General features: G+C 72.7%; 17 protein-coding genes. 7 read left to right on the plus strand and 10 right to left on the minus strand.

From position 1 onward, the window contains the following. Positions 1-22 precede the first annotated feature (22 nt). From AIF0345_RS02030 to AIF0345_RS02060, 7 genes are all read right to left on the minus strand, one after another. On the minus strand, positions 23-3,217 hold the full coding sequence (locus AIF0345_RS02030) for a family 78 glycoside hydrolase catalytic domain (protein WP_285296964.1): 3,195 nt from the start codon (positions 3,215-3,217) through the stop codon (positions 23-25). A gap of 58 nt (positions 3,218-3,275) precedes the next feature. After that, positions 3,276-4,103, minus strand: a complete 828-nt coding sequence (locus AIF0345_RS02035) for a class II aldolase/adducin family protein (protein ID WP_285296965.1) — start codon at positions 4,101-4,103, stop codon at positions 3,276-3,278. Between the two features lie 60 nt (positions 4,104-4,163). After that, on the minus strand, positions 4,164-5,378 hold the full coding sequence (locus AIF0345_RS02040) for an alpha/beta hydrolase (RefSeq protein ID WP_285296966.1): 1,215 nt from the start codon (positions 5,376-5,378) through the stop codon (positions 4,164-4,166). A 44-nt stretch (positions 5,379-5,422) separates the two neighbouring features. Then, a complete protein-coding gene (locus AIF0345_RS02045; RefSeq protein WP_285296967.1) occupies positions 5,423-6,946 on the minus strand; it encodes a rhamnulokinase in 1,524 nt (507 codons plus the stop codon). Positions 6,947-7,089: 143 nt separating this feature from the next. Next, positions 7,090-8,274, minus strand: coding sequence for an L-rhamnose isomerase (gene rhaI / locus AIF0345_RS02050; RefSeq protein ID WP_285296968.1), 1,185 nt, complete (start codon positions 8,272-8,274; stop codon positions 7,090-7,092). Positions 8,275-8,368: 94 nt separating this feature from the next. Further along, positions 8,369-9,652, minus strand: coding sequence for an MFS transporter (locus AIF0345_RS02055; protein WP_285296969.1), 1,284 nt, complete (start codon positions 9,650-9,652; stop codon positions 8,369-8,371). 38 nt (positions 9,653-9,690) lie between these two features. Further along, the gene (locus tag AIF0345_RS02060; protein ID WP_285296970.1) at positions 9,691-10,077 is read right to left on the minus strand and encodes an L-rhamnose mutarotase; all 387 of its coding nucleotides are present in this window, start codon (positions 10,075-10,077) and stop codon (positions 9,691-9,693) included. A gap of 255 nt (positions 10,078-10,332) precedes the next feature. Here AIF0345_RS02060 and AIF0345_RS02065 point away from each other — a divergent pair, with 255 nt between their 5' ends. Both AIF0345_RS02065 and AIF0345_RS02070 read left to right on the plus strand, forming a co-directional pair. Next, positions 10,333-11,385, plus strand: coding sequence for a LacI family DNA-binding transcriptional regulator (locus AIF0345_RS02065; RefSeq protein WP_285296971.1), 1,053 nt, complete (start codon positions 10,333-10,335; stop codon positions 11,383-11,385). Between the two features lie 1,214 nt (positions 11,386-12,599). Beyond that, entirely contained in the window at positions 12,600-13,028 is a 429-nt protein-coding gene (locus AIF0345_RS02070; RefSeq protein ID WP_285296972.1) for a hypothetical protein, read from the plus strand. Positions 13,029-13,895: 867 nt separating this feature from the next. On the opposite strand, the gene AIF0345_RS02075 is transcribed toward AIF0345_RS02070, so the two are convergent. After that, positions 13,896-14,225 carry a heavy metal-binding domain-containing protein gene (locus AIF0345_RS02075; protein ID WP_043562315.1) on the minus strand — a complete coding sequence of 110 codons (330 nt, stop codon included), beginning with the start codon at positions 14,223-14,225 and terminating at the stop codon, positions 13,896-13,898. Positions 14,226-14,840: 615 nt separating this feature from the next. On the opposite strand from AIF0345_RS02075, the gene AIF0345_RS02080 reads away from it, so the two are divergent. Further along, complete coding sequence (locus AIF0345_RS02080; protein WP_285296973.1) at positions 14,841-15,143, plus strand: hypothetical protein; 303 nt, start codon at positions 14,841-14,843, stop codon at positions 15,141-15,143. Between the two features lie 78 nt (positions 15,144-15,221). On the opposite strand, the gene AIF0345_RS02085 is transcribed toward AIF0345_RS02080, so the two are convergent. Then, complete coding sequence (locus tag AIF0345_RS02085) at positions 15,222-15,743, minus strand: SprT-like domain-containing protein (protein WP_043562337.1); 522 nt, start codon at positions 15,741-15,743, stop codon at positions 15,222-15,224. Between the two features lie 528 nt (positions 15,744-16,271). On the opposite strand from AIF0345_RS02085, the gene AIF0345_RS02090 reads away from it, so the two are divergent. Continuing rightward, on the plus strand, positions 16,272-17,093 hold the full coding sequence (locus AIF0345_RS02090; RefSeq protein WP_285296974.1) for a hypothetical protein: 822 nt from the start codon (positions 16,272-16,274) through the stop codon (positions 17,091-17,093). A gap of 125 nt (positions 17,094-17,218) precedes the next feature. Continuing rightward, entirely contained in the window at positions 17,219-18,745 is a 1,527-nt protein-coding gene (locus AIF0345_RS02095) for a phospholipase D-like domain-containing protein (protein WP_285296975.1), read from the plus strand. Positions 18,746-18,845: 100 nt separating this feature from the next. On the opposite strand, the gene AIF0345_RS02100 is transcribed toward AIF0345_RS02095, so the two are convergent. Continuing rightward, the gene (locus AIF0345_RS02100) at positions 18,846-20,225 is read right to left on the minus strand and encodes a serpin family protein (protein WP_043562318.1); all 1,380 of its coding nucleotides are present in this window, start codon (positions 20,223-20,225) and stop codon (positions 18,846-18,848) included. A 138-nt stretch (positions 20,226-20,363) separates the two neighbouring features. Between AIF0345_RS02100 and AIF0345_RS02105 the strand changes: the two genes are divergently transcribed. Both AIF0345_RS02105 and AIF0345_RS02110 read left to right on the plus strand, forming a co-directional pair. After that, positions 20,364-21,602 carry a glycosyltransferase gene (locus tag AIF0345_RS02105; protein ID WP_156966679.1) on the plus strand — a complete coding sequence of 413 codons (1,239 nt, stop codon included), beginning with the start codon at positions 20,364-20,366 and terminating at the stop codon, positions 21,600-21,602. Between the two features lie 75 nt (positions 21,603-21,677). After that, positions 21,678-23,027 (plus strand): IS1096 element passenger TnpR family protein, encoded by a 1,350-nt coding sequence (locus AIF0345_RS02110; RefSeq protein WP_043562319.1) that lies wholly within the window; start codon positions 21,678-21,680, stop codon positions 23,025-23,027. Positions 23,028-23,678: the final 651 nt, after the last annotated feature.

The following is a 23,678-nucleotide window of genomic DNA, read 5'->3' on the forward strand; positions in this document are numbered from 1 at the left end:
CGATCCCGGCGAAGGGGCGGGCTCACAGCGAGACGACGGTGCGGCCGGCGGCCAGCTCGCGGACCGCGCCGTCGGGGCCGACGAGCTCGCCGCCCACCCCGGCGGGCAGCTCGACCTCGTAGCGCACCGCCGCACCCGGTCCGCCCTGCCGGGCCCAGGACACGGCCACGCGCCCGAACGGCGTGTCGCGGCTGGCCCGGCCCCAGGAGACGGGGCCGCCGGTCAGCGGCGCCACGCGCACCCGCCGGAAGCCCGGCTCGGCCGCCTCGATGCCGCCCACGCGGCGGAACAGCCAGTCGTCCACGCAGCCGAAGGCGTAGTGGTTGAAGCTCATCGCCCCCACGGTGCCGTCCGGGGCGACGGCCGTCCACGACTCCCAGATCGTCGTCGCCCCCCGGACGACCTCGTAGAGCCAGGAGGGGGCGGTGTCCCGGGTGAGCACCGCCCAGGCCAGGTCCTCCCGGCCGGCATCCACCAGGACGTCCAGCAGGAAGGGCACCGAGAGGAACCCGGTGTCCAGGTGCCGCCCGGCGGCCTCGACCAGCGCCGCGAGCCGGTCGGCCGCGGCCCGGCGCCGCCCGGCGTCGGGGATGAGGTCGAAGGCGAGCGCCAGGACGTAGACGCCCTGCAGGTCCGGCTCCATGGTGCCGTCGCCGCCGACGTACTCCGCGGCGAAGGCGCGGCGCACCGCCTCCCAGCGCTCGGCGTAGGAGCTGGCCTCCGCCCCCCGACCCAGGGCCCGGGCGACCAGCGCCATGGTCCGCAGGGCCTCGGCGTGGAAGGCCGAGCCGACGACCTCGCTGGTGAGGCGGGGCGCTACCATGACGGCGTCGAGTGAGCCGTCGGCCAGGGTCGAGGGCGCCAGCCAGTCCCCGAAGTGGAGGCGCGAGCTCCACAGCAGCCGCTGCCGGGCGGCCTCGTCGTCGCTCAATGCCTCCCAGCCGGCGGTCCGGTCCGGACCGTCCCAGTCCTCCGGGTCCCCGCCGCGCAGCCGCGGGGGCAGCTCGGCGGCGGCCTGGCGGGCCTGCATGTCCACCCAGGCCCGCATGGCCGGGTAGCACGCCGCCAGCGTGTCGGCGTCCCCGTAGCGCTCCCACAGCGCCAGCGGCACCCGGATGATCGCGTCCCCCCAGCCGGCCGCGGCCGTGATCCCGCCGATGCCGCCCTGCCCCTCCATGGCCTCCTGGCGCGGGGCGAAGGGCGAGATGATGACGACGCGCCCGTCGTCCTTCTGGTCGGCGCGCACATTGCGCAGCCAGCGGGCCAGGAAGGTGTGGACCTCGGCGTTGTTGGTGGCCGCGGGCGCGAAGACCTGGATGTCCCCGGTCCAGCCCACGCGCTCGCGCTGGGGGCAGTCGGTGGGGATGGACAGGAAGTTGGAGCGCTGGGACCACACGGCGTTGGCGTGCAGCCGGGTCAGACGAGTATCGGAGCACTCCAGGTCGCCGGCGGGCTCCAGGTCGGAGCCGATGACGACGGCGGTGGCGGCGCCGGCGGCGAGCTCGCCCGGGTAGCCGGTCACCCGCGCGTAGCGGAAGCCGTGGAAGGTGAAGGCGGGCTCGAAGACCTCGGGGGAGTCGGGCGTGCCCGTGCCGGCCAGGATCCACGCGTCGCGCTGGTCCTTGTTGGGGCCCTGGACGTTGGAGAAGAAGGTGCCGTCGGCCGCCAGGTGCTCGGAGTGCTCCAGGACGATCTCGGTGCCGGCCGGTCCGACGGCGGACAGCCGCACCCGCCCGGCGATCACCTGGCCGAAGTCCAGCACGGTCTCACCCGCCGGGGTGGTCAGCACCCGGGCGGCTGGCAGCTCCATGAGGCGGCGCACGGGCTCGCCGCGGAAGGGCTCCAGGGCGGTGGCCGGGTCGAGCTCGGCGGCCGGGACGATGCGCACCGGGTCCCAGTCGGCGTCGTCGAACCCGGGGGTCTCCCAGCCGGCGACGGCGGCGGCGAGGCGGTCGTCGCGCTTCTCGCCGACCATAATGTCGCTGTAGCGGACGGGGCCGGCCTGGCTGGAGCGGGCGGAGGCGTCGGGGCCGTAGACGGCGCGGGTGCCGTCGGCGCGGGTGACGGACAGCTGCCACCAGCCGCGCAGGAGGGCGCCGTACTGGGCGGACTCGCCGGTGATGGTCATGCGTCCGGCGAACCAGCCGTCGCCCAGTCGCAGCCCCAGCGTGTGACGGCTCCCGTCGGTTCCGCCCGCGCCGCCCGGGCCGCCGGCTCCCGCCGGGTCGCCCGCGCCGGCCAGGAGGCGGGTGACGTCGTGGACCTCGAGCTCGGTGTAGGCGTGGTAGCTGGTCCAGCCCGGGGCCAGGACCGTGTCTCCCACCAGGACGCCGTCGATGGAGACGTCGATAACGCCCTGGGCGCTCACATAGAGGCGGGCGCGGGTGATCGGCGCGGCGGAGGCCGAGGAGGCCGAGGATGCCGAGGATGCCGAGGATGCCGAGGAGGCGCCCGGCCCCGCCGCCCGATCCGCGTGGCCCAGGTCGAGGTCCTGGCGCACGAGCTTGACCGGGTGGAGGCGCTCGCCGGCGGGCGCGCGGTCCCGGGGCGCGAAGAGGGTCTCGAAGTCGGCCGGCGGCTCGGGCTCCACCGGCGCCTGGGCGGGCTCCACCCAGGGGGAGACGACGTCGGCGGGGTCCAGGAGCGAGGTGGAGAAGGCGGAGACGGCCCACTGCGAGGGGGCCGCGGCCGGGTCGGGGCGGGCGGTGCCGCCGGAGCCGCCCGGGGCGCCCGCCGGAGAGCCGCCCGGGGCGCCCGCCGGAGAGCCGCCCGGGGCGCCCGCCGGAGAGCCGCCCGGGGTGCCTGCCGGAGAGCCGCCCGGGGCGCCCGCGCCGGCGACGACGCCGGGCCCGGCGTCGTCGCCGGGCCCGGCAGCGGGGGCGCCGGTCGCCGTCCACACGCGCACGCGCCAGGTGTAGTCGGCGTCCGAGGCCAGGGGCTCCCCGGTGTAGGGGACCCACGGGCTCATGGGCGGATCATCCACCTCCACGCGGCCGGTGGCCCAGACGGCGGGTTCCAGAGCCTCCCCGGAGGCCGCGTCGAGGCGGCGGACCTCCACCTCGTAGGCGGTGGCGGGCTCGGTGCCGGCGACCTGCCAGGCGAGCACGGGCTCGCGCACGGCGACGCCGAGGGGCTCTCGCTGGTGGTCCACCGTGAGACGGGTCGGCGCCGGTGCGGGGGCGGCGGCGCGGGGCGCGGTGCTGGCGGGGGCGCTCATGGCGAACTCCTTCGTCCTCGAGGTCGGGCGGTGACGGCGGGCGGGCCGGTCCCGCGTCTCAGAACAGGTCGGTGGGGACGTCGAAGGCCTCGACGACGGCGTGCAGCTCGGCGTCACTCACCCCCTCGCCCAGGCCCCCGGCCATCATGTCGCGGACCTCGTACATGGCGCCGGTCTCGGCGTACTCGACCTTGTCGACCGCCGCCAGCGGCGAGTCGTCGGAGCGCACCATAATGCCGTGCTTGGACCACAGGACGATGACGTGGTCGCGCAGGGCACGCACATTGCTCTCCATGAGGGTCTGCGAGCCCGGCACCATGAAGTCGAGCACCTCGATGCCCGCGGGGATCTGGACAATAGTCTCGGGCTCCCAGCGCAGGATGCGGCGGTTGAACGCCTTCGTGCTGCGCAGGTCCCTCACGTGGGAGAGCTGGACCAGGTACGGGGGCTGGGCGTGGATGACGGCCTGGAAGCCCACGCCGCGGCGCTCCACCTGGTCGTTGTGCACGGCCAGGTGTGAGTTGAACTCGCTGGTGGGGCGCTCGTAGGCCCGCTGCGGGTGGGTGTACCAGGTGCCGGTGGCCCCGCCGTCGTCGATGACGAAGGCCGAGACGTTCGCCTCGGGCGAGGCGGCGACGTCGCGCAGGCGGCAGCCCGAGCCGGTCACCAGGACGGTGCGGCCGGCCAGCGCCGGGGCGGGCAGCGGCAGCTCGGTGCCGGGGCGGGCCTGGGGGAAGCGGTCGGCCAGGCCGAGCTCGTCGGCGCCGGCGGCGATGGACACCGAGATATTGCCGGCGCCGGCCTCGACGGCGCTCATGTGGTCCAGGCGGCGTCCGGCGGCGCCCATCTGGGCGAGGACGTCGTTGAGGTCGGGGGTGGTGGGCATGATGTTCCTTCTTCGGTTCCGGTAGTGGATGGTTGGGCGGTCCGGCTGAGAGCCGCCGCGTCACCGTGCGCGCGCCAGGCGGGCGGCGAAGCGGTCGAGCGACCGGGCGGTCAGCGGGCTGCCGACGGCATTGAGGTGGCCGTGGGGGACTCCCGCGCAGGTGACGCACTCGACGTCGGCGCCGGCCGCCGCCAACTGGCGGGCGAACGCCTCGCCGGAGGCGCGCAGGTCGTCGTTCTCGCAGTTCTCGATATAGGTCGGCGGGTAGCCGCCCAGGTCGGCTGCCTCGCCTGGGAAGGCGTAGACGGGCACGTCCCGGACCGGCCCTCCGAGCAGGTTGGCGTTCATGACGGTCACGACGTCGGCGGGGAACCGCAGGACCTGCGGCATCTCCTCCAGACGGGCCGCCAGCTCTTCCGAGGAGGCGGGCCAGCGCTCGGCGTGGACGACGGGGTAGGCGAGCAGCGCCTGCCAGGGGGCGGCGCCGTCGTCTCGGCCGCGCAGGGCGACTCCGGCCGCGAGACATCCGCCCGCGCTGGCCCCGCCGACGGCCAGGCGTGCGGGGTCGATGCCGAGCCCCGCGGCGTGGGCGACTGTCCAGCGGAAGGCGGCGCAGGCGTCGTCGTGCGGCACGGGGTGGTGGGTGGTCCCGTCGTTGCACAGGCGGTAGAAGACCGAGACGACCGTCGCGCCGGTGCGGGTGACCAGGCCGCGGGCGACGGCGTCGGCCTCCGGCATGTCCAGGTCCCCGGCCACGAAGGCGCCGCCGTGGTACCACACGAGCCCGGCGCGCCGGCCGTCGTCGTCGGGGGAGGGGAACGGCGCGACCCATCCCGGCTCGGGGCGGTAGATCCGCAGGGGGACCGGCCCGTGAGGCCCCTCGATCCGACGATCCTCGACGGTCGAGTGGGTCTCCTCCGGGTCCCCGAAGGGAGCCGACCAGGCGTCCATGACCTTCGTGGCCTCCAGGGCCGCCGCCGCCCTGCCGTCGGAGGGCGCGTCCGTCTCGGCATTGATCGAGTCATCGCTGTCGGCGTTGTCGGGTTCGTCGATGCTCGTCTCGGCCCGGCCGGGAGTCTCCTGCGCCGTTGCGCCCGCGGCCGCCGCCATGGCCGTGGCCATGGCCTCCGGAGAGGGCGCCGGCAGGCCCACCAGGAGGGGCAGACGCTCGGTGTAGGGCGGCAGGAAGCCGCCGGCGAGCGGAGTCAGCGGAACGCCGTCGCGGGTGGCGGCGGGCTGCGGCGCCGCAGGCGCGTGCTGCGCGTCATCGATCATCAGGGTGTCCTCTCAAACGGTGGGATGGGGCGCCGGCAGACGGCTCACCCGAAGAGCCGGTGCTCGACGGCGTCCCAGCCGGCGGCGGCGTCGGCCTGCGGCGCGTACCGCACGATCTGGCTGGAGCTGCGGATGAGACGGCGCAGGTCGCTCAGGTCGCCGTCGATGAGCCCGGCGCCGCGGGCGGCCACGACCATATTGCCCAGGGCGGTGCCCTCGGCGGGGCCGGCCAGGACCGGCAGCCCGGTGGCATCGGCGGCCAGCCGGCACAGGAGCCGGTTGTGGATGCCGCCGCCGACCATGTGCACGACCCGCACCTCGCGTCCGGACAGCTCGGCCGCCTCGCGCACGGCGCGCCGGTAGGCCAGGGCCAGGGAGTCGTTGATGCAGCGCACGTACTCCCCGGCGGTGCGGGGCCGGGGCTGGCCGGTGGCGCGGGCGGCGTCGTCAATGCGGGCGGCCATGTCCCCGGGGGCGTAGAAGGCGGCGTCGTTGATGTCGACGACGGTGCGCAGCGGCTCGGCGGCGGCCGCGGCGGCGTCGAGCTCGGGCAGGGAGGTCTCCAGGCCCTGGCTCCGCCAGGTGCGCACGGCCTCGTTGAGGACCCACAGGCCCATGACGTTCTTCAGGTAGCGGACCGTGTGGTCCACGCCGAGCTCGTTGGTGAAGTTGGCCCTCTGCGAGGCCAGGGTGAGCACCGGCTCGTCCAGCTCCAGGCCGACCAGTGACCAGGTCCCGCAGGAGATGTAGGCGAAGTCGGGGTCGGCGGCGGGCACGGCCACGACGGCGGAGGCCGTGTCATGGCTGCCGACGGCGACCACGGGCGTGGGCTCGCCGTCGGGGCCGAAGACCTCCAGCGCCCCGCGCCGCACCGGCCCGATGACGGTGCCCGGCTCGATGACCTCGGGCAGGACGCCGTCCAGGTCGAGGCCGAGCTCGGTGCGCAGCCGCTCCAGCAGGGGCCGCGACCAGGTGCGCAGGCGCGCGTCCACCAGGCCGGTCGTCGAGGCGTTGGTGACCTCGGCGACCCGCTGGCCGGTGAGGAAGCAGGCCAGGAGGTCGGGCAGGAGCAGCAGGGTGCGGGCGTAGGCGCCGTTGGAGGCCCGGGGGATGCCGTTGTCGCGCGCCTGGGCGACGAGCTGGAACACGGTGTTGAAGTCCTGGACCTGCAGCCCGTTGACCGCGTAGATCTCGCGCGCCGGGATCTTGGCGAAGACCTGCTCGGGGATGCCGCGGGTGCGCGCCGAGCGGTAGGCGTGGACCTGCGCGGACAGGGTGCCCGAGCCGTTGACCAGGCCGTAGTCCACCCCCCAGGTGTCGATGCCGATGGCCGACAGGGGGCCGACGTCGCGCACGGCGGCGAGCAGCCCCTCGCGCACCTCGTCCCACAGGCGGAGCATGTCCCAGAACAGGCGCTCGCCCTCGCGGGTGGGCAGGGGGATGGCGCCGTTGGCGAAGCGGCGCGTCTCGGTCAGGGCGATGCGTCCGTCGGCGATGGTGCCGACCATGACGCGCCCGGAGGAGGCGCCGAGGTCGACGGCGCCGACGCGGACGGGAGTGGTGGTCATGAGGGATCCTTTCGGACGGCGACGGGTGCGGGCGGCTCGGGGCCCCGGCCGGGGCCCGTCCGCCGGGCCTGGCGCTGCCGGCCGGGTCGGCGGACGGCGCCGGACCCAGCCGGCGGGCCCGACCCGGCCGAGAATAGGCGGCCTCAGGCGCCCCAGCCCGCCGCGGCGCCGCCGACGCGCTCGGCGCGCACCCGCTCAAGGTAGTCGGAGTCCAGGAAGGCCTGCATGGGGTCCGCGGGCAGGCCCCGGGACTCGCGCAGCTCGGCCAGCAGGGGGCGCACGTCGGTGTTGAAGGCGTCGACGAAGACGTCGTTGGCGCCCAGCACGTCGCCGGCGGCCCGGGCGGCCGCCAGGGCCTCGCGGTCCACGAGGAGGGCCTTGGCGGTGGCCTCCTGGACGTTGGTGGCCGAGCGGATCTCGCCGGGGATCTTCTCCTCCAGGTTGTGGCACTGGTCGAGCATGAAGCTGACGCCCGAGTCGGGGGCCAGCGCCCCGGCGTCGACGATCTCGTTCATAATGCGGAAGAGCTGGTAGGGGTCGGCCGCCCCCACGATGAGGTCGTCGTCGGCGTAGAAGCGGGAGTTGAAGTCGAAGGCGCCGAGCCGCCCCAGGCGCAGCAGCTGGGCGACGATGAACTCGATGTTCGTGCCCGGCGCGTGGTGGCCGGTGTCCAGGACCACCTTGGCCCGCTCGCCCAGCGCCAGGCAGTGCACCAGGGAGGTGCCCCAGTCCGGCACGTCGGTGTGGTAGAAGGCCGGCTCGAAGAACTTGTACTCCAGGACGAGGCCCTGGTCCTCGTCCAGGGCCTCGTAGATCCGGGACAGGGAGTCGGCCAGGCGATCCTGGCGCTCGCGGATGGAGTCCTGGCCGGGGTAGTTGGTGCCGTCGGCCAGCCAGATCTTCAGGGTCGGCGAGCCGGTGGCCCGCATAATGTCGATGCACTCCAGGTGGTGGGCGACGGCCTTGGCGCGAACGCGCTCGTCGGGGTTGCACAGGGAGCCCAGCTTGTAGTCCTCGTCCTGGAAGACGTTGGAGTTGATGGTGCCGATGGAGATGCCCCGGTCCTCGGCGCGGCGGCGCAGGGCGTCGTAGTCCTCCGTCTTGTCCCAGGGGATGTGCAGGGAGACGCGGGGGGTGATGCCGGTCAGGCGGTTGACCTCGGCGACGTCGTCGATCTTCTCGAAGGGGTCGCGGGGCACGCCCGTGGTGGTGAAGACGCGGAAGCGGGTGCCGGAGTTGCCGAAGGCCCAGCTGGGCAGCTCAATGGTCTGGGTCTCCAGCAGGCCGCGGGCCTCGGGGCTCAGGTCGGACAGGGTCGGGGTGGTCATGGGGTTCTCCAATCGGTGAGTTGAGCTCGGTCGACTCGGGTGCGGATGGTGATAGTGGTGGGCCGGGCCGGGCCGGCGACTCGGCGGTCGGGCGCTACGCGTTGGTCACGCGCTCCCCGTAGCGCTCCATCTCGATCTCCTCCAGGCTCTTGCCCTGCGTCCTCGGTGCGCCGATGGTGCCGACGGCGGTGGCGGTCACGAGGAATCCTATGAGAATGACGCCGTCGATCATCAGGCCGTTGGGGCGTGCCAGGATGACCGGGAAGATCAGCGAGATGAGGCCGGAGGCGAGACGCACGACGAAGAAGACGATCCCCTGCGCCGCTGAGCGGTACGGGGTGGCGAAGAGCTCGGGCGACCACACCGAGTAGAAGGCCTGGGCTGACGGTCCGGCGGACAGGCCCCAGACGATGGTGTAGCCGAAGGCGGTCCAGGCGGCGTCGGAGGGGCCGAAGACGAGGACGATCCACGACACGACGGCGAGCAGCCCGCCCGCCAGGTAGTGCCAGCGGTAGGGCACCCGGTCCACCAGGCGCATGAAGACGAAGGTGGATGCGATGACGAAGCCCCAGGAGAGCATGGAGAACAGGTCGGTCTGCAGGGTCTTGTAGCCCATGGAGCTGAGGATGGTGGGCAGGAAGATGCCGTTCTGGGAGGCGGCCTGGTTCCAGCAGGTGTAGATGACCGCCAGGAAGACGAGGGCCGTGATGTTGACGCGGCGGTTGAACAGCTTGCGGAAGGACGACCACATCGACGGCGGCTTGGCCTGCGCCCCGCCCTTGGCCCTCTGCCAGGTCTCGGACTCCTCCAGGCCCTGGCGGATGTACCAGGTCGTCAGGGCGATGACGACGAGGTGGGCGAAGACGATGCGGCTGCCGAGCAGCCCCAGCGGGGTCAGCGCCGCGGCCAGGCCGAAGCCGATGAAGGGGCCGCAGGACCAGGCGAGCTGGGTGGCCCCGATGTGCTTGCCCCGCTGCCCCGTGGGCGCGAGCTCTGCGATGTAGGTCCAGCCGGCGGGCACGGAGGCGCCCACGGCCAGGCCGATAATGACGAACCCGGCGAAGAGCATCGGCAGGTTCACGGTGAAGACGACGACGAGGCCGCCCAGGGCGTAGAGGAGCAGGTCGTAGGTGTAGATGAACTTGCGGCCGTACTTGTCGCACAGGGGCCCGCCGATGAGGGCGCCGATGGCCGCGCCGAAGGCGTTGGCGCTGAAGGCGGCCAGCAGGCCGGCGATGGTGCCGTCGTCGTCGGGGAAGTAGGCGGCGCCCCAGAACCCGAGGGACGTGGCGATGGCGATAATGGATCCGGAGTCGATGTAGTTCGACATGGCGACCGCTGCGGTCGCCTTCCATCCGGTCAGTGGCTTGCGGGCCATGCTGTCCTCCTTGACAGGCGCGTGTGGTCGGGGCCGGGTCAGGCCAGGCGGAAGTACTGGGGCAGGACGGCGGCCCTCCCGCCGTCGGGCTGGGCGAAGTACTGGGCCATCTCGGCCTGCCAGCGGGTGTTGACCTCCTCGTCCTCCATGGCCGCCATGGCCGCGACGACGTCGTCGGACTCGAAGTAGCCCACCACCAGGCCGTCCTCGGGGCGCAGGAACAGGGAGTAGTTGCGCCAGCCGGTGCGGCGCAGCGCCTCGAGCATGTCCTCCCAGACGCGCTGGTGGACCTCGACGTACTCCGCGAGGCGCTCGGGGCGCACTCGGAGCAGGAAGCAGCAGCGCTGCCGGGAGCGGGCGGCCGTGGCGCCCAGCAGGGCGGCGAGTCCTGCCGTGCCGGTCGGCGTGGTGCGGGTCGTGGGCATTGAACATCCTCGTTCGGCATGGACGATGAATTGGCTGTGAATCGTTTCAATCAGGGACTCTACTCGCTTTGAAGCGTTTCATCAAGTGTTCGTCCTCGCTCGTCGCGGCGCCGTCGTCCCGTCAGCATCCCGGGCCGCGTCCCCGTCCAGCCGCGCGGGCACGGCGCGCTCGCTCCCGAGGACCGTTATTCTGCATGGGGAACCAGCCGATGAGACGGCTACGAGATGGGTATGAGATGGGACAGGAGAGGTGCCGTGACTCATCCGTCAGTGCGCGACGTCGCCGAGAGGGCCGGCGTCTCCGTGGGCACGGTCTCGCACGCGCTCAACCACCCCGAGCGCGTGGCCGACTCGACCCTGGAGAGGGTCCGCGCGGCGATCGACGAGCTCGGCTTCGTGCGCTCCGAGACCGCCCGGCGTCTGCGCCACGGCGGCTCCTCGCTGGTCGGGGTGCTCGTCCACGACATCTCCAACCCCTTCTTCACCGAGGCCGCCCGAGGGATCGAGGACCGCCTGCGCGAGGACAACCGGGTCCCCATGCTGGGCTCGACCGACTCCGACCCCGACCGCGAGCGCGAGCTCATGAGCCTGCTGGCGGGCCTGGACGTGCGCGGCGTCATCGTGACGCCCTCGACCTCCACCCTCGACAACCTCGCGGTCCTGGCCGGGCGCGGCATCCGGGTCGTCCTCATGGACCACCCGCCGATCTCGGAGGAGCTGCCCACCGTCTCCGGCGACGACGTCGCGGGCGCGCGCGCCGCCGTCGACCACCTGGTCGATCTCGGCCACCGCCGCATCGGCTTCGTCAACGGGCCGCTGTCGGTGCGCCAGTCCATCGACCGCCGTGACGGCGTGCTGGCGGCGCTGTCGGAGGCCGGGCTCGACCCCGCCGAGGTCCTCCGGGAGGTCGAGGCGGTCAGCGGCGGGCAGGGCTACACGGCCGACGCCGGGGCCGCGGGGGCCGCCGAGCTCCTCCGGGCCGACCCTCCGCCGTCGGCGCTGTTCTGCGCCAACGACCAGCTGGCCATCGGCGCCATGCGCGAGATCCGTCGTCGCGGACTGGCCATCCCCGACGACGTCGCCATCGTCGGCTACGACGACGTGGCCGTCGCCTCCGAGCTCATCACGCCGCTGACCAGCGTCCACGTGCCCATGCGCGACATCGGCCGGGCCGCCGCCGACCTCCTGCTCGCCGACGGCTCCCAGGTGCGGCACGTGTCCTTCGCCCCCGAGCTCGTCGTGCGGGCCTCGACGGCGGGGGCGCCGGGCCGGGCCGGTCCCGGTGCGGAGGCGGACCGGCCTCGGTGAAGGTGGCCGAGGGCGTATGGTGCACGTGCTCGAGCGGGTTTGCCAATATTTGGCGAATTATCGGACGAATATTATGCTGTCTGCGGTTTTCTTCCAAGATGAGTCGCTTGACGTCGTAGGCTGGCCGCGTCCGTTCGCACTCGGGGCCTTCCCCGGTGCCCTGTCGAAGGAGTCTCGTCGTGTCGGAGCCCCAGAAACCGCAGACCAACGCCCCCTCGACCCATGCGTCGGGCGCGGCTTGGCCCTCAATGACGCCTGCCGCCCAGAGCGGGCAACCGGGCCAGGCGGCGGAGGATGAGATGTCTGATGCCGCGCACTCGATGGAGACCGTGAGGGTCGACCCCCGCACCCTGGAGATGCTGCGCGGCAACGGGCAGTCCCGGTCGTCCGCGCAGCCGACTTCCGGGCAGTCGCCCGCAGCGGGGTCGGGCGCCGGCAGTGCGGCCTACGGCGCTCCCGCTGCCGGAGGCCGGGCGCCCGGGGCCTCCGAGCGCGATCTGGCCGCCCGGTCGCTCGAGGGCTCCGCGGCGACAGTCGCCCTTCCCTCGGGAGGATTCCGGCCTCCCGCGGGGAGTCCCGCCCCCGGCTCCCAGCCGACGCCGTCCGGTGGGCCCCGGCCGGCCTCCCAGGGCGGGGCCCAGCAGGCCGCGCCGGGCGGGGCCGCAGGATATGGGGCATACGGAGGGTATGGAGGATATGGGGCGGGTGCTGCTGGTTCCGCTTACGGGCAGCCGACGCCAGCGGCCGGTCCGGCGGCCCCGGGGCAGTCGGCGCCTGCGAACCCCTCTGACGCCGTGGCCGCCACCGTTCAGGCTCCCTTCCCCTCGGCGGCGCCCGGCATGTCCGGCTCCGCACCCACGGGATCGTCGCAGGCCGCTCCGTCTGCGACTCCGCCGATGGGATCCCCGCAGAGCGGCAGGTTCTCCGCCCCGCAGAGCGGCGGGCTCGGCGGGCAGCAGAGTAGTGATGTCGGCACTGCGCCGGGCGGGGCATTCGCCGCTCCCGGTTCATCAGTTGCCTCGGACGAGGCCGTGCCCATGTCGGCCGCCTCGGGGCCTGGTCCCGTGTCGGCGCCGTCGGGATCAGTTCCGGCCGCCGGATCCACCTCCGCGCCGTCGGGATCGGCTCCAGCCGCCGGGTCCGCGGCCTTCGGCTCGCCCTACTCCGGCTACTCGGCTACTGGCCAGGCCCCTGCGCAGCCCGGGGCGTCCGCCATGTCGGTGCCATCGGCCAGCGGCTCGGCCCCGGTGGGGGCGGGCGCCAGCGCGTCCGGCCCTGCCTACTCGGCGCCGCCGACGGGGAATCTGAACGACTACTTCACAGGGGCCGCCGCCCCTGCGCCTGACGCTCAGTCAGCTGGGCTGTCCGCTGCGCCGTCGGACTCCGCGTTCGCCGAGGAGCTGGAGGACGACGTCCCACCGCCCGGCGGCTCCTTCGGCAAGTGGATGCTGACGCTTCTCCTGGCGGGGCTGCCACTGATCGGCATCGTCTACCTGTGCGTCCTGTCCTTCGGCGGATCGGCGCCGGCCTGGCGCCGCAACTGGGCGCGCGCCATGCTCGCCTGGGTGCTGATCGTCGCCGTGCTGTCCGGGATCCTCTTCGCCGTCGCCGGCTCGGCGCTGTTCCAGATGCTGGGCGGGTGAGGGCGGCCTGCGGGCCGGATGGTCGATTCCCGGGGTTCGGGGTGTGTCCGGGCCCCTGGCCGTGGTCGGGGTGCTCGGGGCGGGAGGCGCGAGCGGGCTGGGGCGGATACAGAGATACAGAGGCGGTTCGCGCATGGGGGAGAGGCGGCTCGATGGGACAGATACTGTTTTTCGTTGAGATTCCGCGATTCTGCTCAGATCGTCAAGGTTGGCTGACGTGCTCCCACGTGCACGGACCCTCTGGGCACACGCGGGAGCACGTCAGCTCATCTTGACGGACGTCCGTGAGTCGCGAAATCATGCCGAAAACCGGCGTCCACCCCGGCAAGGCGCTCCTTTTCCATGTGCGACCCTCCCCGTCCCATGTGCGACCCTCCCCGAAGCCCTTCAAGGCGCCCCGCAGCCCACCCGCTCCGCGCCTATCCCGCCCTAGATGATGGTTGATTCCGCGAGAAGAGGCGCGGTCCTCGCGGTCGTACGTTGGTTCGCGTGGTCGTACCTTAAGCGTACGGCCGCGAGGGGTTCAGACCGTGCACCGGTCCAGGTCGGCCTCCCGGGGTCCCGAAGAGCCGGTGGAGGCCCGGCGGCGGGCGCCCCAGGTCTCCTTGAACCGATCTCGAGCCGGAAGTGAACCGATCTCGGCGAAGAGGTCGCCGGGGACCGCCGGCACGGGCGCAGCGCCTGTGACGTTGAGGCTTGCCGCACCCCGGAATCAATCATCTAGAAGCGTCGGGGAGCGGGTGAGGATGCGGCGGTCGCACAGCCCACCCTGCTGGCCCGACAGGAGCGGATCTTGGCGGCCGGGGTGCCTTCTGAGGGTGCCATCGTCATGCTGCCCGCCGGCTGCGAGCCGAGCCCCGGCCCGGCCTACTGCACGGGGGAGAAGCGCACGGCGGTGCCGGAGGCCGTCACCATGAGCATGTTGTTGTCCGTGCCGAGGACCTCGTAGTCGATGTCGACACCGACCACGCCCTCGGCGCCGAGCTCCTGGGCGCGTGCGGTCATCTCGGCCAGCGCTGTCTCGCGGGCCTGGATGAGCTCGCGCTCGTAGGCTTCCGAGCGCCCGCCGACCACGTTGCGGAAACCGGCGGCGATGTCCTTGAACATGTTGACTCCGGCGACGGTCTCGCCGCAGACGACGCGCAGGTACTGGGTGACGGGGTAGCCCTCGACGGTGGGCGTGGTGGTGACGATCATGACACGCTCCTTCACAACGGTTGGTCACAGCCGCGCGGAGCGGCTGTGCGAAGGCTCCCACGGCGCCGTGCCCACGGCATCGTCCTCGCGCCGGAAGCGTGGTCGCCGTCGTGTCATCCCACGGCATGAGGGCTCGGGGCCAGGGCGGGCGAGGATCGGATGGACGCGGGGACCCGCGCAGGGCCGGCCGCGAGCGAGGTGCAGACCATAAAGTGAGTGATCCCAGGGCTGAGCGGCCCCGGGCGACGGAGAAAAAGGTGGCTCCTACGCACTTTTAAGGTGCTCGACGGCCTCGGACGCGATTAGGATCGGCGTGATTCCGCGGTTCTGTGGCGAGGGTGGGGCGGGGGCCGGTGTTAAAAGTGCGTAGGAGCCACCTTTTCCGGTTGATATCGGTCTCCTGGGGGCCCGGAGGGCTGGTGGAGACCCGACGGCGGGCCCCGCTGAACTCCCTGAGCCGATCTCGATCCGGACTACGACCGATCTCGACGAAGGCGGGCGACCGCGGAGCGAGCGGGAGGCGGCGGGGTGCGGACCACTAGCCGCGTATCCGGTACTCCCGGTATCTTCGACTATCTCGCAACTGTCCTCACACTCCCTCTCTAAGGAGCTCCCATGGCACAGCAGCCGTACTACTCCCCGGCGGGCGGCACCGTTCCCCAGCCCGCGTACATCGCGCCCAGCCCGCCGCCGGAGCATCCCGCGGACTCCGTGGGCTCGTGGATGCTGGCGCTGCTGCTCACCGCTCTTCCCGTGATCGGTTTCATCTACGTGCTCGTGCTCGCCTTCGGCGGCTCGGCCTCCGCCTCGCGCTGCAACTGGGCGCGGGCGATGCTCATATGGCAGATCATCGCCCTGGTCGGCGTTATCGCCTTCTTCGTCCTGGGCGGCTGGGCACTGCTCGAGAGCCAGCGCTGACGTTCCGGCACTGCGGCCCGGCCGGGAGCGCCGCGACTCGGGCCGGGCCGGTGCTTTCCGGCTGGGTCGTCGGCCCGGTCATCTCCGCCCTCGCGACCGGAGCCGGGCGAGGGCGCGGGCGTAGCGCGGCCCGATCTGCTCGGGTGTGACGGCGACGCCGTCATGCTCCCATCCGAGCAGGTTCTCGATCCGGAACGAGCGCGAGCACGTGGCGCACGCCAGCGGGACCGACGGGCGCCGCATGCGGGTCACCGTGTGGCCCGCCGGGCACGTCCCCCGCCACCGCCCCTCCACGCGCGGCGCCTGCGGGTCGACCAGGCGCCGGCCGGTGGAGCCGATGCGCCGGGCCTCCGCGCGCCATACGGCGTCGTGCCCGTGGCTGGCGCCGACGCGCGCGTGCGCGATCTCGTGGAGGATCGTCTCGCGGACCTCGGCCTCGTCGTACAGGCTCATCAGGTGGCGCGAGAGCGTGATCCGACGGCACGCGTGGTCGGTCTGCCCGGCACGTCGGCGGGCGCGGTCCAGACCCAGGTCCCAGTCCCCGACGCCGTGGGTCGTCATGAGGGAGCGGGCCAGGGCCAGGACGTCGGGCAGGTGCACGGCCCAGAGCGTAGCGGGCCGCGCCCGGGCGTCGCGGTCCTCGGTCCACCTCTCGACAGCGGGGTGCGACCGCGCGACGGAGCCGGGGAGCCTCTGGCTCGCCCGTCCCCTGCGCGCCGCTGACTCGATGACCTTGATGACGGCGCGTACCGGGCCGGCAGACAACGGCCCGGCGGCGCCCCTTCGATGAGCCTCGGCGCCGACCGGGCGCCCCGCGACACCCTGTCCCGGCCCGCCCGAAGGGCGCTGCGCCGTCGTCGGGCAAGAGACACATCGCGGCCCGATGGCGGCAACGGCTCGGCCCAGGGCTCCGACTGTGGCAGCATGGCGCCGATGCCTCAACGTCCCGCTCCCTCCGCGCGCCGCCGTCCGTCCCGGAGCCACCAGGGCTCTGCGACGGCGCGGTCTGCGTCTGCGCGCTCGAAGCGCCCGTCGGGCTCCTCCGGCACCAGAGGGAGGACCCGACGCGGCCCGGGCCCGCTGGCGCGCCTGCTCCGCTCTCCGCTGGGCTTCCTGCTGGGTGCGTTCGTGCTCACCGTCGCGGTGGGGCTGCTCGTGGCCAGGTTCCTCGATTCCGCACCGTTGCGGGGTATGGCGCCGGTCCCCTCCCGGATCGGGCCGGCTCCTGTGATGACCGACATGACCGGCTTCGATGCGGCGCGCATTATCGACGACGAGGTCTTCTACGACTCGACCACCATGACCGCCCAGGGGGTCGCCGACTTCATCGAGCAGACCAACGCGGGCTGCCAGACGGGCGATGACGGCACGCTCTGCCTGGCGGAGGCGACTTTCGACACCGAGGACCGCGAGGTGACCACCGCCTGCCCCGGCGGGTACAAGGGCGTGGCCGCGGAGAGCGCCGCGCAGATCATCTCCAAGGTGGCGACCTCCTGCGACATCAATCCCCAGGTGCTGCTGGTGCTGATCCAGAAGGAGCAGGGGCTGCTCACCGCCTCGGGCGAGACTCTGACCGCCCGCGTCTACGAGGCCGCCGCGGGCTACGCCTGCCCCGACGGCGCACAGTGCGACTCCAAGTACGCGGGCTTCTTCCGCCAGATCTACGGGGCCGCCATGCAGTTCCAGACCTACCGTCTGAATCCCAAGGCCTACCAGGTGGTCGCGGGCGTCCCCGTGCAGCTGGCCTACTCCCCGGACTCCGCGTGCGGCACCGCCGAGCTGACGGTGGCCAACCAGGCGACCGCGGGCCTGTACGACTACACCCCCTACCAGCCCAATGCCGTCGCGGCCCACGGCGGGAATGACTGCACCAGCTGGGGGAACTGGAACTTCTACGGGTACTTCCGCAGCTTCTTCGGGGATCCGACGCCCTCCACCGCCGACAGCTGAGCCGCCGACTGCGCCGCGGGGCGGGCGGACCGACCTCGCCGCGGAACTGGACCGGTCTCGACGGGAGGGGGCACGGCTCGGCGCTCGCTGAGCGGCTTGCGGGGCCGCCGTGCAAGGATTCGGGTATGGAGTGGCAGCCGGTTCTGGCGACGACCTGGGTCGTCGTGGAGTACGCGATCAAGATCGTCGCACTCGGGACCGTTCCGGAGAACCGCCGCCCGTCGTCGTCGACGGCGTGGCTGCTGCTCATCTTCCTGCTGCCGGTTGTGGGCCTGCCGCTCTACATCTTCCTGGGCAGCCCGTGGATCCACGGCAAGCGCCGCGAGCAGCAGATCGCCGTCAACGAGATCGCCCTGGAGTCCACCAAGGACGTGCCTTACGCGCCCGAGGGCACCGAGCGCTCGCCGTACCTGGACTCGGTCCTGCGGATGAACCGCGCCCTGACGGGCCTGCCGTGCGTGACCGGCGAGGTCATCTCCCTGCACGGCGACTCGGCGACCACCTACGGCGAGATGGCCCGCGCCATTGACGCCGCCACCCACCACGTTCACGTCGAGTTCTACATCCAGTCCTGGGACCCGGTCACTGACGTCTTCTACTCCGCGCTGGAGCGGGCCGCCGCCCGCGGTGTGGCCGTGCGCCTGCTGGTGGACCACCTCGGGTCGCGCAAGTACCCCGGCTGGCGGAGCCTGGGCAGCCGCTTCGCCGCCGCCGGCATCCAGTGGCGGCTCATGATGCCGCTGCTGCCGCACAAGCGGCGCTTCCGCCGCCCCGACCTGCGCAACCACCGCAAGCTCCTCGTCATCGACGGCGAGCGCGCCTTCATCGGCTCCCACAACATTATCGACCCGACCTACCGGCTGCGCTCCAACGTCCGGGCGGGGCGCACCTGGGCGGACCTGAGCGTGGAGGTCACCGGGGACATCGTCGTCGAGGCCGAGGCGGTCTTCGGCATGGACTGGTACTTCGAGTCCGGCGAGGTGCTCGACATCTCAGACATCCTGCCGCAGGCCGGCGGGTCCGGCTCGGTGCCGCAGGTGCTTCGGGAGGCCGAGCCCGTCGGCACCCCGGCGCCCCAGCCGGGGCGCCCCGACGCCGTGGTCAATGCCATGCAGCTGGTGCCCTCGGGGCCCGGCTACCCCACCGAGCCGAACCTGCGGATGGTCCTGTCCCTCATCCAGAACGCCACCGAGCGGGTGTCCATCACGAGCCCCTACTTCGTGCCCGACGAGGCGCTGCTGGCGGCGATGACGACGGCGGCCTACCGCGGCATCGAGGTCGAGCTCTTCGTGGGGCTGGAGTCCGACCACCTCATTGTCAACCACGCGCAGCGCTCCTACTACCAGGTGCTGCTCGCCGCCGGGGTGCGCATCTACCGGTATCCGGCGCCGACCGTGCTGCACGCCAAGTACATGACGGTCGACGACGAGATCGCGGTGATCGGCAGCGCGAACATGGACTTCCGGTCCTTCGCCCTGAACTACGAGGTCATGCTGCTGGCCTTCGGCGGCGACCTCGACGACATGCTGCGCGCCAACGACGCCTACTACCGCGCCGTCTCCGCCGAGCTCACCGCCGAGCAGTGGGCGGCCGAGCCCTGGTGGCGCCGCTATATCGACAATGTCTGCCGGCTGCTGTCCGCTGTTCTGTGAGGCGTGGGGCGGGTGAGCATGGGTGAGCACGGTGGGGTTCTGACCCGATCTCGGTGCGGAAGTGAACCGGTCTCGCGGCGGAATACGACCGATCTCGGCGTCAGGACGGGCCGTTGATGACCGCCTCGAACAGGGCGACGCCGGTGGACAGGTCCCGCAGCCGCATGACGTAGGGGTGGTCGACGTGGAAGTCCGTGATGGGGCCGAGGTTCGGGGCGGTGGCCGCGTCGCCGTGCTCGGAGACGGCGGCCGCGACCGTGCCGTCCTCGCGCACAATGAGCCTCACCTGCTGCCGGTAGGCCGTCGTCTCGAGCTGGGGGCTGATGCGCCCCATCGGGCGGATGTCGGCGCCCAGGGACTCCAGGACGGGGAGGATGTCGATGCCTCCGTCCGGGCTCGTCAGGTCGATGCGCGGCAGCCACAGGTTCACCTCGGGGGACAGGCCCTCGCGCTCCGCCTCGTCGAGCAGGGCGCTGGCCGCCGCCCACGTGTCGGCGGGAAGCGCCTCGGGCAGGGTGCCCTTGTCCGGCAGCACGATGTCCAGGGCGAAGTCCTCCGAGTAGGGCACGCGCAGGACCTTCCAGGTCACAGAGCCGGTGGTCCCCTCGGTGCAGACCATGCTGCTCTGCTGCCTCATCATGGGGACCTGGATGACGCTGCCGTCCGCGCGGGTGAAGTCCTCGTCCTGGGTGCTCTTCTTGTCGAAGAGCTCCTTCCACTGCGCGGCGAAGAGGACGGCGTTCTGCAGCGCGACATCGATCTTGGTGGCGTCCAGCGCCGATGACTTGATGAGGCCCGCCGTGTTCTGCTTGACCCACTCGTCGAGCACGTCCTGGGCCTTGCCGACGTCGGCGCGCCGCAGGTCCGCGGAGAACCAGCGGCGGACGCCGTCGACGAAGTCCTGGCCGACCTCCGCGGGCTTGCCGTGGTCGACGACGACGATCTGGTCGGCGACGTGCACCAGCGGATGCTCGGGGGCCTTGCTGTCGGGCTTGAAGCCGGAGACGTCGCCGTCGTGGGCGAGCAGCGCGGTCTGGATCGCCGACCAGGTCGTGTTGCGGGCCTCCTCGTCCGCGGCGCCGAGGAGCTCGTTGAGCCCCTGGGCCGCCGGGTCCGTGGCGCCGAGCGAGGCCGCCGCCAGGTTGAGGGCGAGGGAGGCCGGGCTCGCCAGGGCGTTGGCGTGCGCGCCGTCGGCGAGCTGGGCCGACAGGAGCGCCGCGCCCAGGGCGTCGCAGGCGCCGACGGCGGCCCTCAGACCGGGCGCCTCCGCCAGGGTCAGCTCGGCGCGGGTCTGGTCGCTTGTCAGCACGGTGCCGCCGATGTCGCGCTTCCAGAGGCCGCAGCCGGCGAGGGCGCCCGCGGCGACGGCGGACAGGAGCAGCGCGGTGCGGCGGCTCGGAGCGGCTGCAGCCCGCGCGGGCGGGCAGCGGGTGTCAGGGGCCGGGGCGGGGCGGCGGTCAGCAGGGCCGGTGGTGCTCATAGGAGGAAGTCTGCCCCTGCTGGGCGCCCTCGGGGAGGGGGGCGCGGAAGAATCCTCCGGTGCGCGAGCGCCTCGGCTCCCCGGATGCCCGAGCTCGAGCCCCGGCCGGGCGGGGAACCGGTGGCCTAGGGTTGGGGCATGATCCCCAAGGGCCCCGAGAGTACTGAGAACCCCGTGTGCGCCGAGAAGGCCGGTTGCGCTGACGACGCCGGGGGCCTCCCGGTTCCCGAGGGCCCCGCGGGCTCCGAGGGCGCTGAGCACCGGCCGCTGCGGCGGGTCGTCTTCCTCATGAACGACATGCACCGCCCCAACGGCATTGTCAGTGCCACCGACCTGCTCGCCACCGAGATGAGGGCGCGTGGCCTCGCCGTCGACATCTGGTGCTTCGGTGCCTGCGACCCTGAGCTGCGCGAACGCCACCACGTCATCGACGTCGTGCCCGGCCGCCGCCTGACCACCAAGATGCCCGGCTTCGCCAGCTCCAAAGCCGTCCTCAAACCACTGCGCCATCTCATCACCCTGGGGTGGTGGCCCTGGACGGTGGCCCGCCTGCGCCGCCTGGCGAGCCGCTGGGAGGAGGAGACCCTGGTCATCGGCGCGGGCCTGGAGTCGGTGCGGCTGCTCGACCAGGCCGGTATCCGCCCGGCTCGCCTTGTTTCCCAGGTGCATACCGATGTGCCCGCCCTGACCGCCGTCCAGCGCGCCCTGGTGCGGGGAGCCGCGACCGTGTCGGCTGCCGTGACCGCCCTGACCCCCGAAGGCGCCCAGGAGCTGCGCTCCTGGGACATGCGCGCCGTCCCCATGACCAATCCGTGCCCGGACCTGGGGGGAGTGGCTGATCCGGCGCACTCGCGCACCGTCGTCTTCCTGGGGCGTCTGTCGGAGGGCAAGCAGGTCGACCATCTCATCCGGGCCTTCGAGGCCGCCGCCCGGCCCGGCTGGCGCCTGCGGATCTACGGCTCCGGCCCCCAGGAGGAGCGCCTGCGGGGCCTGGCGGAGGGCGCCGACGCCGACATCGAGCTGTGCGGGTCCGTCGATGACGTCGGCCCGGTCCTGGCCGGCGCCGCGATCCACGCCCTGCCCTCCCGCTTCGAGGGACTGAGCATGTGCATCCTGGAGGCGAACACCGCCGGCGTGCCCTCCGTGGTGTACGACTGCTCGCCCGGGATGCGCCTGGCCGGCGGGCCGGCCGCCTCGCTCGTGCCCAACGGGGACGTCGAGGCGTTCGGGGCCGCTCTGAGCGTCCTCATGGAGGATGACGCCGCGCGCGCCGACGCCGGGCGGCGCGCCCGCGAGTACGGGCGGCGCTTCAGCACGCCCGCCGTCGTCGATCGGTGGCTCAGCCTGTGGGACGACCTCGCCGCCGGCCCGGCGTGACCATTCTGTGACCACTGGGTGGACGCGCCGGGGCAGAATCTTGGCCAATGCGGCGCGCGCTGCCACGATGGCCCCATGGCACGCCGCTGGCAGATCATCTCCGTTGAACTTGTCTCCGGGCGCGGGCAGATCTTCGCGCCTCCTCCCGGTCGGGACCTCATTGTGCCGCCGTCGACGACCTTCGAGCAGCTCGGCGTCGCGATCGACCTCGCCCTGGCCCGCTGGGACCTGGGGCACCTGCGCGACTTCACGCTCGCCGACGGCACCCGCGTCATCGACGACACCACCGATCTCGAGCTCGGCTTCGGCGGGTTCAGCGGCGGCGCCCTCATTGACAAGGTCCTTCGCCACAACGCCAGGGTCAAGGACTACGTCAATGTCGGCGAGGTCTTCCGGTACGTCTTCGACTTCGGGGACGACTGGACCTGCCGGTGCACCGTCACGAGGTTCGGGGACCCCGAGCAGGAGGTCGGCGTCGTCGTGCAGGAGCCCACCGCGATCTGGGGCTGGGGGGCCCTGCCCGACCAGTACGGGCGTATGCGCCACGACGACGAGGACTTCCCCGGCGACGACGCGGCGCTGACGGCCAAGCAGATGCGCGCCGAGGAGAGCGAGGTAAGCACCTTCCTCATGACCTTCGGCCAGGTCGAGCCCGAGCGGCTGGACCTGCGGGCCGTCCGCGTGGCCCGGGCCGCCGGCGATCCCAACGCGCTGATCGCGGCGCTGACCGGCGTCAACGCCGACCATGCGCTCCAGCAGATCGGCCAGGCCCTCATTGAGGCCTGGGACGGGATTCACAGCCCCGGGCGCGCGCGGGGGCGCAGCGCCGTGCGCGGGCAGCTCGCCTCGGTCATGGCGACCCTGAGCAACCGGCTCCAGTGGCGCGACGAGGACGGCGACGCGATCCTCAGCGCCGAGCTCATTGCCCGGATCCAGGGCGAGGAGCCTGTCGGGCGGCCGCTGTCGGTCGATCTCGAGGAGCTCGCCGACACCATGGCCTCCTACGGCGACGTCAACGGCGGCTACCTCGACCTGGACACCGGGCAGGTGCTGCTGGCCGCCATGGTCTCGGCGCGCGGGATCGACCTCGATGCGGGCAACGAGGAGTTCGGGATCGAGCCGGGGCGCCGGTGGGTCGTGGTCGATGACAGCGCCAAGGCGATCACCACCGCGGACCGGCGCGGCTTCATCCGCCACCTGCAGAGCAGCGGGCGGCAGGACGAGCGGGCCGCCGCGAGCACGCTGTCGTCGGCGATGCAGTCGCAGTCCGCCCGCGGCTTCGACGACGCCATCGACGAGCTCGGTCTGGCCCCGGTGTGGGTCGGGTACCGGGACGACCGCCGCTGGGGCAGGGCCCGCGAGGCGCTCGCGGCGCACGGGGTGCGTCCGACCGTGGTGCGCCCCATCAGCGAGGTCGTGAAGTAGCGCGGCGGCCGGCGGCGCGTGGTCGCCGGCGGTGTGCCGCCCACTCGCTCCCTCCTTTCGCCGAGATCGGTCGTATTCCGGCTCGAGATCGGTTCGTTTCCGCGTCGCGATCGGTTCGCACCATGGTTTGTGCCAGGGCTTGGTGAAGGCGGCCGCACGGAGGGCGCTCGATGCTCGACGGCGAGAGGAGGCGGCTGCTGAGCCCGGACCATCCGGCGGGACCTGGATCCCAGTTTTGCCCCCGACCTTTCCGCATGGTGTCGTCGGGAGCCGTTTGTCGGGGTGCGCGCTGGGTCTGATCCCCGATTCGGGGCTTCCGATGCGGGCAGGGCGGCTCGGGGTGTCCGTCAGAATGACATTGGGCGCCCGGGGCCCGGGCCGGGGGCTGGGGACCCGCATGATTGCGCGGGTCTCGCCGCGTTGCGCTGTCCCTTGAAGTTTTAATGTCATTCTGACGGACATCCGGGCCTCCTGCGCCGCATGTCGAGCGCTCGCCGGCTTTGCTGCCCGACACGGACGATGGGGACGGGCGTCGTTGGAAGCTGTTCGCTGGACGGGACGGGCCTGTCGGCGGCGGTCCGCACCCGGTCAGGGGGCCTCCACGCCTCCGAGGACGCCGTGCGCCGCCCGGATGACAGGTGCGGCCGGTGA

The sequence above is a fragment of the Actinomyces israelii genome (assembly GCF_030253495.1).
GTDB classification, from domain to species: Bacteria; Actinomycetota; Actinomycetes; order Actinomycetales; family Actinomycetaceae; genus Actinomyces; species Actinomyces israelii.

Bases quoted from the DNA above. Each gene is read 5' to 3' on its own strand.
- AIF0345_RS02030 (WP_285296964.1), bottom strand. From the start codon at position 3,217: ATGAGCGCCCCCGCCAGCACCGCGCCCCGCGCCGCCGCCCCCGCACCG.
- AIF0345_RS02035 (WP_285296965.1), bottom strand. From the start codon at position 4,103: ATGCCCACCACCCCCGACCTCAACGACGTCCTCGCCCAGATGGGCGCC.
- AIF0345_RS02040 (WP_285296966.1), bottom strand. From the start codon at position 5,378: ATGATCGATGACGCGCAGCACGCGCCTGCGGCGCCGCAGCCCGCCGCC.
- AIF0345_RS02045 (WP_285296967.1), bottom strand. From the start codon at position 6,946: ATGACCACCACTCCCGTCCGCGTCGGCGCCGTCGACCTCGGCGCCTCC.
- rhaI (WP_285296968.1), bottom strand. From the start codon at position 8,274: ATGACCACCCCGACCCTGTCCGACCTGAGCCCCGAGGCCCGCGGCCTG.
- AIF0345_RS02055 (WP_285296969.1), bottom strand. From the start codon at position 9,652: ATGGCCCGCAAGCCACTGACCGGATGGAAGGCGACCGCAGCGGTCGCC.
- AIF0345_RS02060 (WP_285296970.1), bottom strand. From the start codon at position 10,077: ATGCCCACGACCCGCACCACGCCGACCGGCACGGCAGGACTCGCCGCC.
- AIF0345_RS02070 (WP_285296972.1), top strand. From the start codon at position 12,600: ATGTCGGTGCCATCGGCCAGCGGCTCGGCCCCGGTGGGGGCGGGCGCC.
- AIF0345_RS02075 (WP_043562315.1), bottom strand. From the start codon at position 14,225: ATGATCGTCACCACCACGCCCACCGTCGAGGGCTACCCCGTCACCCAG.
- AIF0345_RS02080 (WP_285296973.1), top strand. From the start codon at position 14,841: ATGGCACAGCAGCCGTACTACTCCCCGGCGGGCGGCACCGTTCCCCAG.
- AIF0345_RS02095 (WP_285296975.1), top strand. From the start codon at position 17,219: ATGGAGTGGCAGCCGGTTCTGGCGACGACCTGGGTCGTCGTGGAGTAC.
- AIF0345_RS02100 (WP_043562318.1), bottom strand. From the start codon at position 20,225: ATGAGCACCACCGGCCCTGCTGACCGCCGCCCCGCCCCGGCCCCTGAC.
- AIF0345_RS02105 (WP_156966679.1), top strand. From the start codon at position 20,364: ATGATCCCCAAGGGCCCCGAGAGTACTGAGAACCCCGTGTGCGCCGAG.
- AIF0345_RS02110 (WP_043562319.1), top strand. From the start codon at position 21,678: ATGGCACGCCGCTGGCAGATCATCTCCGTTGAACTTGTCTCCGGGCGC.